The organism is Oscillospiraceae bacterium, assembly GCA_022483045.1.
Taxonomy (GTDB): domain Bacteria; phylum Bacillota; class Clostridia; order Oscillospirales; family Acutalibacteraceae; genus Caproicibacterium.
On sequence record JAKVOA010000001.1, the window covers coordinates 1,407,285 to 1,420,727 of the forward strand.

Consider the following 13,443-nt stretch of genomic DNA (forward strand, 5'->3'; position numbering starts at 1 on the left):
TGTTTCCGTTTCAGCTGATTGAAGCCGGCACCATGACATTCAGTACAATGACCGCCGCCAGCAGCACCGCCCCAAAGGCCAGCGCCGCAAAGTCGGTTTTCTGCAGGTGCAGAATTTTCATTTTGGTCCTGCCCTCACCACCGTGGTAGCAACGGCACTCCATTGCCATAGCCAGGTCATAGGCGCGCCGGAAAGACGAAACAAACAGCGGAATTAAAACCGGAATCAGCGCCTTAATGCGCTGCATCAGCCCACCGGACTCCATATCGGCACCGCGCGCTTTTTGGGCCGACATGATACGGTCGGTTTCGTCCAGCAGAGTCGGCACAAAGCGCAGGGCAATCGTCATCATCATAGAAATCTCATGTACCTTGACATGCAGCACTTTCAGTGGCGACAAAAGGCGCTCAAGCGCATCTGTCAGCTCGGTCGGTGAGGTTGTAAATGTAAGAATCGAGCTAAACAGAATCAAACTGATAATGCGTACCGAAATAAAGACTGCATTCTTTATACCGTTTGCTGTAATCTGCATGAAGCCAAACTGTACCAGCACCGGCCCGGTACCGTAAAACAGGTTTAATACCGCCGTAAAAATGACAATAAATAAAATGCCTTTGATACTTTTAAAATAAAGCTTTACCGGCACACCGGAAACTGCCATCAGCGCAAACGTGGCCACAACCAAAAGCGCCAGACCGACAAAATTCTGCGCGACAAAAATATAGACAATAAAGGCAATGGTCAGAACGAGTTTTACGCGCGGGTCCAGCCGGTGAATCAGTGATTTGCCGGGGAAAAACTGGCCCAGGGTAACATCTCTGGTCATTGGGCCGCGCCCCCTTTCTGCACCAGCGGCAAAAGCTGCCGCACGGCTTCCTCCATGGTCAGGCAGGTCTTGACAGGGTAGCCGTCATTTTTTAAAATTGACATGATTTTTGTAATCTGCGGCACCTGCAGACCGATTTTCTCCAGCTCTGCATCGTGCGAAAAGACCTTCTGTGTCGTGTCGAGCATCTGCAGGTGAGAGGCATTCATTACCAGCACGCGGTCAGCCACGCGCGCCACATCCTCCATGCTGTGAGAAACCAGCATGACTGTATTGCCACGCTCTTTGTGATAGTCGACAATTTCGCTTAAAAGCACATCGCGCCCGGCAGGGTCCAGACCAGCGGTCGGTTCGTCCAAAATCAGCACATCCGGGTCCATGGCAATGACGCCCGCAATCGCAACCCGGCGTTTTTCTCCGCCGGAAAGCTCAAATGGGCTCTTTTCCAGCAGCTCGTCCCGCAGGCCAACAAACTGCGCCGCTTTGTGCGCGCGCTGTACGATTTCATCTTCTGTAAGGCCCATATTGCGCGGGCCGAATTCAATGTCTTTTAAAACTGTTTCTTCAAACAACTGGTCCTCCGGGTACTGAAAGACCATGCCTACCCGAAAGCGCACAGCGCGTATTTTTTTCGGCTCTGCCCAAATATCTTTACCCGAAAGCAGCACCCGGCCGCTGGTGGGGCGAATCAAGCCGTTCATCATCTGAATCAGCGTGCTTTTGCCAGAGCCGGTATGGCCGATAACGCCGATAAACTCGCCCTGGCCAATTTGAAAATTGACATTCTGTACTGCCTTTTTTTCAAAGGGCGTTCCCACGCTGTACGTGTAGCACAGATCCTGTGCCTCCAGCAAAGGTGTCATTGTGCTTCCCCCTTTCCGGCAAGCAGCGGCTCCAGTGCAGAAACGCACTCGTCAATGCTCAAAACGCATTCTGGCAGCGGGCAACCCGCCCCACGCAGGCGAAAGGCCAATTCTGTAGCCTGCGGAACATCAAGCTTATGGGTTTTCAGCAATTCCACCTGCGAAAAGACCTCTCGCGGGGTCCCCTGGGTCAGGATTCTGCCATTGTCCATTACAACGACTCGGCCCGCCTGCACAGCTTCATCCATATAATGGGTGATTAAAATAATGGTAATTCCCTTTTCTCGGTTCAGCTGCTTTATGGTACGCATAACCTCGGCGCGGCCGCGCGGGTCAAGCATGGCAGTCGGCTCGTCCAGTACAATGCAGGCGGTCCGCATGGCTAAAATGCCCGCAATGGCAACGCGCTGCTTTTGCCCGCCGGAAAGTTTGTAAGGTGCGCTGGTACGGTACTCATACATTTCTACAGTTTTTAGGGCCTCATCAACGCGGCGGCGGATTTCCAGAGGCTCTACGCCCAGGTTTTCCGGACCAAAAGCTACGTCTTCCTCTACAACGGAGGCAACCAGCTGGTTGTCGGGGTTTTGCTGCACCATGCCCACCTGGCGACGAATATCGAGGGTCTTGTCTTCGTCCGCCGTATCCATACCATCGACATACACTTTGCCGGCAGTGGGAATCAGCATTGCATTAAACATTTTAGCCATCGTAGATTTGCCGGAACCATTGTGCCCCAAAAGTGCCACAAACTCGCCGCGGTCAATCGAGAGGGTGATTCCGCTGAGCACGTCGTGCAGTGGTTTGTCCGGCTGCTCAGGGTCCGGCTCATCATAGGTAAAATGCAAATCTTCTGTTTTGATAAATTCCATGGCTGGCTCCTTCATGTGTCGCTCGGCCCAAAAGCCTGAGCGCACGTTTCCCCTAAGGGACGGAATAAAAATAGAATGAAACGAAATAGCCTAAAACTGTGCGATTGCCGTACTGCCGCAGGGCAGCGTAAAGCCCGTATCGCTGACGCGCAGGCCAATTTCATCTGCCTGCACGCTTCCGCCAAAGCGTGGCTGCAACATAACACCCAAAAGGTACTGCATCACTGCCGGGGAAAGCCCTGTTGTGTAGGAATTCAGCAGGAAAAACAGCGGTTTTTCACTAAGAATAGGAATGCACATACTGATAAGGCTGTAAAGCTGCTCTTCCAGCTTCCAAACCTCACCGCCCGGCCCGCGCCCATAAGAGGGCGGGTCCATAATAATGGCATCGTAGTGGTGGCCGCGGCGGTGCTCGCGCTGCACAAATTTGGTGCAGTCATCTACCAACCAGCGAACCGGCCGGTCTGCAAGGGAACTTGCCTGTGCATTTTCCTTTGCCCACTGCACCATGCCCTTGCTTGCATCTACATGGCAGACAGAGGCGCCTGCCTTTAGACAGGCCAGCGTCGCTGCACCGGTATAGCCGAAAAGATTTAAAACCTGAATAGGTCTGCCCGCGTGCTGTATCTGCTGCATAGCATAGTTCCAGTTGACCGCCTGCTCTGGGAAAAGGCCGGTGTGCTTAAAACCCATTGTCTTTAGCCGAAAGGTCATGCCAGACCAGTGAATTTCCCACTCCGGTGGCACTTGTTTGAGCATCTGCCAATGGCCACCGCCGGAAGAGGAACGGATATAGCGTGCATCCGCCTGTTTCCAGCGGGGATCTTTTCGCGGCGTATCCCAAATAATCTGCGGGTCCGGGCGAATCAGCAGCACGCTGCCCCAGCGCTCCAGCCGCTCGCCGCGGGAAGTATCCAAAAGTTCATAGTCCTGCCACTCTGCAGTGCGCATACGGTATCTCCCTCATTCTTCTTTAAAAGATTCTACAGAATTGATTTATGCCAGATGGTCGCGCAGGACATCGGCAACAGACTCTGCCAGTACACGAATCTGCTTTTTGTCCTGTCCCTCTACCATGACGCGCAAGAGCGGCTCTGTGCCAGAGGGACGCACAATAATGCGGCCATTACTGCCAAGCTCTGTGCGCACTTTGTCCACCGCGGCGGCAACCGCCTCGTCCTCTGTAAAGCGCTCTTTGCCCTCTGGCCCGACTTCCACATTGATCAGCACCTGTGGGAAGCGGCTCATCAGCGTTGCCAAAGAACTGAGCTTTGCCTGGCGGCGCTTGACAATCGCCAGCAGCTGCGCGGCAGTCAGTTCCCCATCGCCGGTCGTGGCATAGTCCAAAAAGATAACGTGGCCACTCTGCTCGCCGCCAAAGTTGTAGCCTTCCTGCTGCATTTTTTCCAGCACATAGCGGTCGCCGACCTTGGTGGCCTCAAAGTGCATGCCGTTTTCTTCACAGAAGCGGCTGAAGCCCATGTTGGTCATAATGGTGCCGACGGCGGTATTTTTCGCCAAACGTCCGCGAGACTTCATGTCTGCTGCACAAATGGCCATAACAAAGTCACCATCAACCAAGTTGCCCTTGTCATCCACAGCAAGGCAGCGGTCCGCGTCGCCGTCAAATGCCACGCCGGCGTCCAACCCAGCTTCGCGTACAAAAGCCATCAGGCTCTCCATGTGAGTAGAGCCGCAGTGATCATTGACATTGACGCCGTTCGGCTGGTCAGAAATCATGTGGCACTCCGCACCTAATTTGGTAAACAGCTTTTCCGCTGTGCGGGAAGCCGCACCGTTAGCGCAGTCAATGCCTATGCGCATGCCGCTGAGCGAAATCGGCACGGTTTCGGCAATATGATTAACATAATCTTCTACAGCGTTTGGGGCCGCGGTAACTGTACCGATATCGCCGCCCACCGGGGTAGGCACTTCGTCGGAATTAGAAAAGATAATCGACTCAATGCGATCCTCCAGTGCATCTGGCAGCTTGTAGCCGTCACCTGAAAAGATTTTAATACCATTAAACTGGCAGGGGTTATGGCTTGCGGTCAGCATAACTCCCGCGTCTGCTTTATACTGGCCAACCAAAAAGGCCACAGCCGGGGTCGGGATGACCCCCAGCTGCACAACGTCGGCCCCAACACTGCACAGGCCGGCGGTAATGGCTGCCTCCAGCATATCGGAAGAGATGCGGGTATCCTTGCCGATGAGAATGCGCGGGTGGCGGTTTTCGGAATCTGTCAGCACGGTTGCGGCCGCGCGGCCGATCTGCAGTGCCAATTCACAGGTAAGCTCGCTGTTTGCAATTCCGCGGACACCATCTGTACCAAAAAGTCTTCCCATTGCGTTTTACACTCCCGTTAAAAAAGTTTCATTATTTTCTGTATAAAGATTCTATTATATAATCGGAAAAGCTAATACAAGCGCTGCTGTTCCGGTGAATCCTTGCTTTCCGGCGGTTTCAGGCCCAAGTGCTGGTAAGCCGCCTTAGTGGCAACGCGCCCGCGTGGGGTGCGGGCCAAAAAGCCAATCTGCATTAAGTATGGCTCATAAACGTCCTCCAGAGTAACCGCCTCTTCGCCAATGGCAGCGGCAAGTGTGTCCAAGCCGACCGGCCCGCCATTGTAGTAGCGGATCATCGTGGTCAGCAGGCGGCGGTCGTTGGCGTCTAGCCCAAGTTCATCGACCTCCATGCGGTCAAGCCCCAGTTTGGCGGTATTGTAGTTGATAATACCGTCTTCTGTAGAGACCTGTGCAAAATCGCGCACACGCTTGAGCATTCGGTTGGCAATACGCGGTGTGCCACGGCTGCGGGACGCAATTTCCAAAGCGCCGTCGGCATCAATCGGTATATTTAAAATCTGTGCAGAGCGGGTAACAATCCGCGCAAGTTCCTGCGGTGTATACATTTCCAGCCGCAGCACCACGCCAAAGCGGTCCCGCAGCGGCGCGGAAAGCTGCCCCGCACGGGTGGTAGCGCCAACCAATGTGAATTTTGGCAGCGGCAGATGATAACTTGCCGCCATCTGTCCTTTGCCGGTAATAATGTCGATTGCAAAATCTTCCATAGCCGGGTACAGAATTTCCTCTACCGTGCGCGGCAGCCGGTGCACTTCATCGATAAATAGCACATCGCCGGGGTTCAGGTTTGTCAAGACGGCGGCAAGGTCGCCCGGGCGCTCAATGGCCGGGCCAGAGGTTACACGCAGATTGACCCCGAGTTCATTTGCAATAATGCCGGCAAGCGTGGTTTTGCCAAGGCCCGGCGGGCCATAAAGAAGCACATGATCCAGTGTTTCTTTGCGCTGGCGGGCCGCCTCGATAAATACTGCGAGGTTAGCTTTCACTTTTTCCTGCCCAATATAGTCTTTCAGGTGACGGGGGCGCAGCGGATTTTCTGTTTCTTCGTCTTCGGGTGCATATTCCGGTGCAACCATGCGGTTTTCCAGGTCAAAATCTTCCTCTTTGTACTCCAACTGCCTGCCTCCCTTTCCTATTTTATATTGCTGAAAATAATCTTATACAGAATGTTTTTTCAGCGCATGCTGCCAAAGCTTTTCAGCGCCTGCCGAATCAGTTCCTCTACTGGCAGGCTGCTGTCGAGCTTCGCGACCGCACCGGACGCTTCGCTGACAGAATAGCCCAGCACCGTCAGCGCATTGACTGCGGCCTCGGCATTGCCCGCAGCTGAGGGAACGCCCGTGCTCTGCAGAAAGCCCGGGTCCGCCGCCTGCATGGATTTAACTTTATCTTTCATTTCCAGTACAATGCGCTGGCCAAGCTTCGGTCCAACACCGCTGGCACGGGTAAAGGCTTTGCTGTCGCCGGTCGCGGCCGCGGCAGCTACCTGCTCGGGGGTCAGTACGGAAAGGATCGAAAGCCCCGCCTTTGGCCCGACGCCGCTGATATTGGTCAGCATCTTAAAGCAGTTCAGTTCTGCCTGGGTGGCAAAACCAAACAGCTCCAGTGCATCTTCGCGTACATTTAAATGCGTGTACAGCTTAGTCTCCTGCCCCAAAGGCGGCAGCACTTTTTGTGTATTCATCGTTGTGCGGCACAAAAAGCCCACGCCGCCGCACTCCACTACCGCGACATTCGGCTCTATATGTGTTAAAATACCTTTTAAGCTGTAAAACATTCCACTGCTCCTCTACTGGCGGAATTTTTCCAGAGTCCTGCGCCGCATGGCGCTGACGCTGGCCTGCCCGTGGGTAATGGCCATGGCAAGCGCATCGGCCGTGTCATCTGGCTTTGGAACCTCTTTCAGGCACAGCAGGCGCCGTGTCATCTCCATGACCTGCGGCTTTTTTGCCTTGCCGTACCCCGTGACCGCCTGCTTAATCTGCATAGGGGTATACTCATACACAGGACAGCCCGCCTGCTGACAAACAAGCAAGATCACGCCGCGCGCCTCTGCTACACCGATGCCAGTGGTTTTATTATTGGAAAAATAGAGCTTTTCAATCGCCGCGGCCTGCGGTTTCCACTTTGCCAAGACTGCGCCCAATTCCTCATAGATCTGCTGCAGACGCAGCCCAAATGGTGCACCCGCTGGTGTCATGACTGCACCGGAAGCCAAAGGGATATAGCGCCCTGCAGTGGTGCGTAGCACCCCCCAGCCAACAATGGCATAACCAGGGTCTATTCCCAGTACAATCACAGCAGATACCCCCTTCTTCTGCCAATTTCGCAGAATTCAGTTACATGCCATTATACCACATTTTAATGCAAAAGCAAAACCTAGAGACTGCAGAGAGGGCTTGGTGAGCTTCCGTTAAATTTTCTAAAATTCTTGCTAAAATTTCGCATTTCGTGTATACTTATACCAAGTTTGAAACAGGCTGGCCAACGTGGCCGCCATACGACTGCCGGGCTATCTTTTTGCGCCCGCTGCGAATGAACAGGAGGCTCCCTCAATGCTGGAAAAAGTTGACCTAAAAAAGACAATTTCAAAAGAAAACTATAAAAAGCAAATCAAGCCGCTGCAGGAATCCTTGGCAAGCCTTGACGGCCCCATGAAGGTTTCCGGCCTGCCGGTCATTATCTTATTCGAGGGCTGGGGCGGCGCCGGAAAGGGCAGTGTTATTTCCCGCCTGATTCTAAATTTTGACCCGCGCTGGTTCACCGTGGTAAACACACAGCCGCCCACCGACCTGGAGCGCCGCGAACCCACCATGTGGCGCCACTGGCTCACTCTGCCGGAAGCGGGGCAGATGTCGATTATGGACCGCTCCTGGTACCAGGAAGTCAGCATTCTGCGGCTGGAAGATGAGATTGACGACCTCACCAACCTGCGCCGTATGAACGAAATCAACAGCTTTGAGCGCGGGCTTACCGACAACGGCTACTTGATTATCAAATTCTTTCTGCATATTACACAGAAAGAACAAAAAGCGCGTCTTGAAAAATTGGACAGCGACAAAAATACCGAGTGGCGCGTAACTGCAAACGACTGGCGCCGCTGCCGGCAGTACGACAAATACTGCGATGTTTTTGACCAAATGCTGGAATATACCAACACTCCCTACGCGCCCTGGCACGTAATTTCCGGTATGAATGACGAGGTGCGTACGCTGGAAGTCTTCCGTACTGTCAACGATGCGGTACATACCGCCTTAAAGCTGCGGGAGGAAAAGGCCGCTGCTCCGCAGCTCGCTTCCAGTATTATTCAGCCTGGGCAGTACCATTTTGTACAGATGCCGCAGCTTTCAGAAATTGATCTTTCCAAATCACTGGAAAAAGAAAAGTATAAGAAACAGCTGAAAAAAGAGCAGGCTTGCCTTTCTGAGCTGCACAATAAAATCTACCGCAAAAAAATGCCCGTCATTATTGTGTACGAGGGCTGGGACGCAGCCGGCAAAGGCGGCAATATTAAACGCGTTTCCGAGGCACTGGACCCCCGCGGCTATGAAGTGGTGCCCATCGCCGCCCCAAGCCGCGAAGAAAAGAACCGCCATTATTTATGGCGCTTCTGGCGCAAGCTGCCCCGCGACGGCCACATTGCCATTTTTGACCGCTCCTGGTACGGCCGCGTCATGGTAGAACGCATTGAGGGCTTCTGCTCCGCAGAAGACTGGCAGCGCGCCTATCGCGAAATCAATGAGTTTGAGCGGCAACTGTACGACTGGGGAGCAGTCGTTATCAAATTCTGGCTGCAAATTGACGCGGACGAGCAGCTGCGGCGTTTTGAAGAGCGCAAGAATACCCCCTCTAAGCAATGGAAAATCACCGACGAGGATTGGCGAAACCGTGAAAAATGGCCGCAGTATGAAACCGCGGTCAATGAAATGATGCAGTATACTTCTACCGACTTTGCTCCATGGCACATTGTGGAATCGAACGATAAAAAGTATGCACGCATTAAAGCGCTGAAAATCATCAATCAGTCCATCGAAGATCGCCTGAACGGAAACAAAAAGCGTCAGCACTAAGCACTTTTTCTGCACAGAAGCCCCCTGCAATGACAAGTTGCAGAGGGCTTCCTTTTTTATGATGAGCATTTACGGCAAAGCTGTAAAAATGAATTTATATTTTCTGCCGGTTGTTTATGGTAATGTATTTTCTCAGCCGCCAAATGGAGGCGGAATACTTAAAAGTCACCGGCCGTCCGGGGGCGGCAGCTGCACAGAGCTGTGGGCACGCTCTGCTTTTTTCTGCTGCTGAATATTTGTGTACAGACGCACCGTAGAGGAAACCAACAGAACCCCCAGCGCAATGGCACCTGCAATACCGAACGTGTGCAGGCCCGTGCTCAAAAACATGCTGTTATTGCCGGAAACTGCATACTGCATGGTATTGTAAATGCCGCCGCCCGGCACCATCGGCAGCATAGAGACTAGCAAAAAGCCTGTAACCGGCGTTTTATTGAGCCGCGCCATCACTTCCGAGTATGCCGAAACCGCAACAGACGCCATCATGTACTGAAACAGATCGTGATGCAAAAAACCAAACAGCAGGTAGACACCCCAGCCGATTGCACCGCCCAGAGAAGCCCACACCATGCGCCAGCCTTTCAGATTTACGCACATGCAGTAGGCTACGCAGGCGACAAAGCTGTAAAAGCACGGAAAGAAGAACTGCATTTGTTATACCCCCCACAGTGCTTTGGAAAGGACCATAATAGCACCAACGCCCAGTGCAATAGCCATGGCAACCAACAGACTTTCTACAAAGCGCAGCATTCCCGAAAGGTAATCTGCCGAAAGAATATCACGCATAAAGCTGGTAATTGCAATACCGGGCACCAGATTCATTACGCTGCCGATAATCATGCGGTCTGCGCTGAGATTCGGAAAAAAGTGCGCCGCACCAAGGCAGATGACACCAATGCCTGCGCTCTCTAAAATTGTGGAGAAAAAAGAATTGGCACGGTATTTTACAAAAACGCTCTGCAGCCAGTAAACTAGCAGACCTGTCAGCGCACCCACTGCCGCATCTGCCGCAGTGCCGCCGAAAAACAGCGTAAAAGCAAAGGCAACGCCCGCAAAACCAACTGCCTGCAGGCTGCGCGGGCTGCCGGGAGCACGGTCGATTGCCATAACTTTTTGCTGTAGGTCATCCAGTGGCGGCGCACTGCGGCAGGCCCGCCGACACAAATCATTGATGCGGTCAATTTTGCCAAGGTCAATGCAGCGCCCCTCTACACGGCAGATGCGCGTGATGGGCACGCCGTCCGGCTGACAGATGCTGACATTGATGCAGGTCGTCAATGCAAAAATATGGCTTTCCTCAACCCCATAGGCAGCGAAAAGCCGGTGCATGGATTCCTCAGCACGGTAAATTTCCGCACCGTTTTTTACCAGCAGCCGGCCGATTTCCAAACATACAGAAACCAATTCGTTATAGTCCATTGCTCTATCCTCCGGCCAGTTTTACACGTGAAAGCGCCTGCTAAGCTCTTCGCTGACCTTTTTACCTCGAAAAATCAGCATGGCCGCAAGCATGACCGCGCTGACCCCAACACACAAAAGACTGGGCAGCGGTACCGTAATGCAGCCTGTCAAAAGCAGCACCAGCTGTACCACGCCCATTAGTGCATCGACCATTAAGTACACAATCAGGCTGCCTGCTGCCACATGAAACAGACGACATGTAAATACCAGAACCACCATGACACCCATACTGACAATCGGCAGCACATAGTTGATGCTCCACCCGCGCCAACCGGTAAAATAGTCCCATAAGACACAGAGAACCGCTATCAAAAAGACTTCCCACACCATGGTCTTTGGGATATTGCGCTCTTTATACAAAGCAAGGCCTAAAGTCATCCACATACACGCTACCCCGCCCAAGACAAACAGGCTCCACAGACCGCGGCTGCGAAACAAAAAATTCAGCAGCAAACACACAATGCACGCCGCCACACTGGAAAGTGCCAAGATAGACAACCACAGCCGATGTTCCCGGCGTACATTTGGCAGCTTTGGAAAGCCGCCCGGCTCCGCTTCTCCATGCAGCACTGCATTGCACAGCGGACAATGCTCCCGCTCACCGCGCACGCTGATTCCGCATTTTTCACAGTATTTCATACAGGTCACCTCTCCACAGCATCACTCGTCGCACAGATTTGTATCTATCTCCACCGGAATACCCTCTTTAATAAGGGAGCGAAAGAAACAGCGCTGTACATCTGTATTTGCAAAAGCAGAGGAAAAGCTCAGCGTAATTCTGTTTTCATAGGAAAGACTGCACATCTGCAGCTTTTCGGTACTGACAAATACCGCAAACTGACGGATATACGGCGCAAGTGCCGCCGGCATATGTACCACACCGACATTGGAAACCGCGCTGGTTTCTTTTTGGCTGGCAGAATAGTACCCCAGCCGCATGGCAAAATCCTTGCAGGAAAGCGGGGTAATCCGAGAAAACGGATTTTTGATAAGCCCAATATACTGATTGACACGATACTGCAGTTCTTCGGGGGAAAGGCCGCGCTGAAACTGCCGCTCCAATTCCTGCAGGATATCTTCCATGCTGCCGTTTCGTTTTGAAAAATTGTAGCTTACATCCATAACACTGAAAAAGTTGCGGGCCGAGGCCGAGCGAAAATGATTGCGCAGGTTGACCGGCACTGCCAATACAACCGGCTTTTTTGTTTCATTCACGCTCATCTGGCTGCGGATTGCCTGCATAATCAGCGCACACAAAACCATTGTCATGCTTGCACCGCAGCGGTGGCTGTATGCAAGCAAGTCATTTACCGGCGCTGTACCCACCACAACATTTAAACCCTCTGTCCGTTTGTTGCCGTGCAAATGCGCTGCACGGTGTACCGCCTCTGTTTTCGGCTTTTTCTGGCGGTTCGCATAGCGCTCAAAACTGTCGTCCATGCTTTGGGTCTCGCTTGCGTCATAATCCAGCTCTGGCAGAGAGCCCAGCTCTTTAGGATGCACAAGCTGCAAATAGCGAAAAATCAATACCCGCAAAAAATGCATAGAGCCGGTACCGTCTGAAATTGCATGGAAAACCTCTAAATTCACACGGCAGCCATAGTATGTTACATCAAACAGCAGGGTGTGCACATCGCGGTCGTACAAAACAGAGCATGGCGGCCGGCACTCTTCGTGCGCAGTGGGTCTCATATTTGTCTGCTCCAGATAATACCAAAACATGCCACGCTTCAGAATCGTCTGAAAGCCGGGAAAAAGCTCAATCGTCTGGTCGAGCGCCTGCTGCAGTGCCTGCGGCACGATTGGTTCTTTCAGCTCGCAAACAAAACGAAACACTTTGGGGTCCTTAGTGCTGCTGGTACAGGGAAAAATCTTCGCGGCGGTATCCAGCCGCGCCCACTGAAACTGCGGATGACTCAAGTTTTTCCCTCCCTCTCCCGTTTTACAACTTTTCTATAAAGCAAACTCTGCGCCAAAACACGCACAAGCTGGTCACTCTTTTTCTGTATCATCTAAGAAAGCATTGATATTTTGATAAGCTGCACGCACTGAGGCCGGCAGCCCCGGCAGAGAAAGAAACCCATGCAGGCAGTCTGGCAGGCGGCGAATGCGCACCCAGTTGCCGGCATTTTCTAGGCAGTGGCCATAGGCCTCCCCTTCGTCCCGCAGCGGGTCATATTGTGCCGACAGAAGCAGCGTTTTGGGCTGATGTGAAAAGTCTTTTGCTGTCAGTGGCGCAAAATAGGGATTGTGCAGGTCTTTGTCACTGCTTTTGTATAAATCAACATAATCTTCCACCCGCTGAGAGGTCAGCATATTGTCCCATCCGTTGGTACGAATAGAGGCATACGGCGAAGTTTTTGGGTCGTGGTCATAATTGGTGCTGGGGTACAAAAGGATCTGCCGTGCCGGCACTGTTTTGCCTCGGTCACGCAGAAGCAGCGACAGCGCCGCCGCCAAATTCCCCCCTGCCGAGTCGCCGATCAGTGTAATGCGGCCGGGGTCAACCCCAAACTTATCCGCATACAAAAAGACACTCTGCTCTGCCGCAAGGCAGTCTTTCAGCCCCGCCGGAAAAGGATGCTCCGGCGCCAAACGATAGTCAACGCTGACAACCCGGCAGCCGGTCTGCCGCGCCATAAGGATACAGACATCACTGTAAGAATCGATATCGCCCATGACCCAGCCGCCGCCGTGGATAAACAGCAGCAGGTCTTCCGGCCTTCTTTTTTCGCCGTCTGGCGTAAAAATGCGCACGGGCACCCGGTGGTCACCGCAGAAGATCTGGTTATCCCATGGTTTATATAAAGGTTTGAGCAGCTGCGGATGTGTCGCCCGTGAAAAGCTGCGGGCCAGTTTGTACCCTTTTTTAATATTGACTTTACTGGCATTCCTGGTCAGCGCTGTGATTGCAAAGCGCATGGGCTTAGAAATTGCCATAAGGCTGCCTCCTTTTGCAGGGGTAAGAATTTCCTATATTGACTTGCTTA

14 protein-coding genes are annotated in these 13,443 nt (G+C 52.8%); 1 reads left to right on the plus strand and 13 read right to left on the minus strand.

Annotated features, from left to right (window positions below):
- Positions 1-10: 10 nt before the first annotated feature.
- From LKE53_06780 to ruvC, 8 genes are all read right to left on the minus strand, one after another.
- Complete coding sequence (locus tag LKE53_06780) at positions 11-826, minus strand: energy-coupling factor transporter transmembrane protein EcfT (GenBank protein MCH3972444.1); 816 nt, start codon at positions 824-826, stop codon at positions 11-13.
- Positions 823-1,689, minus strand: coding sequence for an energy-coupling factor transporter ATPase (locus LKE53_06785; GenBank protein ID MCH3972445.1), 867 nt, complete (start codon positions 1,687-1,689; stop codon positions 823-825). The genes LKE53_06780 and LKE53_06785 overlap by 4 nt, the downstream gene beginning before the upstream one ends.
- Complete coding sequence (locus tag LKE53_06790; protein MCH3972446.1) at positions 1,686-2,558, minus strand: energy-coupling factor transporter ATPase; 873 nt, start codon at positions 2,556-2,558, stop codon at positions 1,686-1,688. The genes LKE53_06785 and LKE53_06790 overlap by 4 nt, the downstream gene beginning before the upstream one ends.
- Positions 2,559-2,648: 90 nt before the next feature.
- Positions 2,649-3,509, minus strand: coding sequence for a class I SAM-dependent methyltransferase (locus tag LKE53_06795; protein MCH3972447.1), 861 nt, complete (start codon positions 3,507-3,509; stop codon positions 2,649-2,651).
- Positions 3,510-3,554: 45 nt separating this feature from the next.
- On the minus strand, positions 3,555-4,904 hold the full coding sequence (gene glmM, locus LKE53_06800) for a phosphoglucosamine mutase (GenBank protein MCH3972448.1): 1,350 nt from the start codon (positions 4,902-4,904) through the stop codon (positions 3,555-3,557).
- 71 nt (positions 4,905-4,975) lie between these two features.
- Entirely contained in the window at positions 4,976-5,998 is a 1,023-nt protein-coding gene (gene ruvB, locus LKE53_06805) for a Holliday junction branch migration DNA helicase RuvB (protein ID MCH3972449.1), read from the minus strand.
- A 98-nt stretch (positions 5,999-6,096) separates the two neighbouring features.
- On the minus strand, positions 6,097-6,699 hold the full coding sequence (gene ruvA, locus LKE53_06810) for a Holliday junction branch migration protein RuvA (protein MCH3972450.1): 603 nt from the start codon (positions 6,697-6,699) through the stop codon (positions 6,097-6,099).
- Positions 6,700-6,711: 12 nt separating this feature from the next.
- On the minus strand, positions 6,712-7,221 hold the full coding sequence (gene ruvC, locus LKE53_06815; GenBank protein ID MCH3972451.1) for a crossover junction endodeoxyribonuclease RuvC: 510 nt from the start codon (positions 7,219-7,221) through the stop codon (positions 6,712-6,714).
- Positions 7,222-7,477: 256 nt separating this feature from the next.
- On the opposite strand from ruvC, the gene pap reads away from it, so the two are divergent.
- Positions 7,478-8,992 carry a polyphosphate:AMP phosphotransferase gene (pap, locus tag LKE53_06820; protein ID MCH3972452.1) on the plus strand — a complete coding sequence of 505 codons (1,515 nt, stop codon included), beginning with the start codon at positions 7,478-7,480 and terminating at the stop codon, positions 8,990-8,992.
- A 165-nt stretch (positions 8,993-9,157) separates the two neighbouring features.
- Here the strand turns inward: pap and LKE53_06825 are convergent, their stop codons facing one another.
- From LKE53_06825 to LKE53_06845, 5 genes are all read right to left on the minus strand, one after another.
- Positions 9,158-9,643 carry a threonine/serine exporter family protein gene (locus LKE53_06825; protein MCH3972453.1) on the minus strand — a complete coding sequence of 162 codons (486 nt, stop codon included), beginning with the start codon at positions 9,641-9,643 and terminating at the stop codon, positions 9,158-9,160.
- Positions 9,644-9,646: 3 nt separating this feature from the next.
- Entirely contained in the window at positions 9,647-10,411 is a 765-nt protein-coding gene (locus LKE53_06830; protein ID MCH3972454.1) for a threonine/serine exporter family protein, read from the minus strand.
- Between the two features lie 21 nt (positions 10,412-10,432).
- Positions 10,433-11,092 (minus strand): DUF6320 domain-containing protein, encoded by a 660-nt coding sequence (locus LKE53_06835; protein ID MCH3972455.1) that lies wholly within the window; start codon positions 11,090-11,092, stop codon positions 10,433-10,435.
- A gap of 21 nt (positions 11,093-11,113) precedes the next feature.
- A complete protein-coding gene (locus LKE53_06840; protein MCH3972456.1) occupies positions 11,114-12,373 on the minus strand; it encodes a hypothetical protein in 1,260 nt (419 codons plus the stop codon).
- Between the two features lie 72 nt (positions 12,374-12,445).
- Entirely contained in the window at positions 12,446-13,393 is a 948-nt protein-coding gene (locus tag LKE53_06845) for an alpha/beta hydrolase (protein ID MCH3972457.1), read from the minus strand.
- Between the last annotated feature and the right edge of the window lie 50 nt (positions 13,394-13,443).

What these genes read in the sequence shown, in the direction of transcription:
- LKE53_06780 (MCH3972444.1), bottom strand. Translation starts at nt 826, where the DNA reads ATGACCAGAGATGTTACCCTGGGCCAGTTTTTCCCCGGCAAATCACTG.
- LKE53_06785 (MCH3972445.1), bottom strand. Translation starts at nt 1,689, where the DNA reads ATGACACCTTTGCTGGAGGCACAGGATCTGTGCTACACGTACAGCGTG.
- LKE53_06790 (MCH3972446.1), bottom strand. Translation starts at nt 2,558, where the DNA reads ATGGAATTTATCAAAACAGAAGATTTGCATTTTACCTATGATGAGCCG.
- LKE53_06795 (MCH3972447.1), bottom strand. Translation starts at nt 3,509, where the DNA reads ATGCGCACTGCAGAGTGGCAGGACTATGAACTTTTGGATACTTCCCGC.
- glmM (MCH3972448.1), bottom strand. Translation starts at nt 4,904, where the DNA reads ATGGGAAGACTTTTTGGTACAGATGGTGTCCGCGGAATTGCAAACAGC.
- ruvB (MCH3972449.1), bottom strand. Translation starts at nt 5,998, where the DNA reads ATGGTTGCACCGGAATATGCACCCGAAGACGAAGAAACAGAAAATCCG.
- ruvA (MCH3972450.1), bottom strand. Translation starts at nt 6,699, where the DNA reads ATGTTTTACAGCTTAAAAGGTATTTTAACACATATAGAGCCGAATGTC.
- pap (MCH3972452.1), top strand. Translation starts at nt 7,478, where the DNA reads ATGCTGGAAAAAGTTGACCTAAAAAAGACAATTTCAAAAGAAAACTAT.
- LKE53_06825 (MCH3972453.1), bottom strand. Translation starts at nt 9,643, where the DNA reads ATGCAGTTCTTCTTTCCGTGCTTTTACAGCTTTGTCGCCTGCGTAGCC.
- LKE53_06830 (MCH3972454.1), bottom strand. Translation starts at nt 10,411, where the DNA reads ATGGACTATAACGAATTGGTTTCTGTATGTTTGGAAATCGGCCGGCTG.
- LKE53_06835 (MCH3972455.1), bottom strand. Translation starts at nt 11,092, where the DNA reads ATGAAATACTGTGAAAAATGCGGAATCAGCGTGCGCGGTGAGCGGGAG.
- LKE53_06845 (MCH3972457.1), bottom strand. Translation starts at nt 13,393, where the DNA reads ATGGCAATTTCTAAGCCCATGCGCTTTGCAATCACAGCGCTGACCAGG.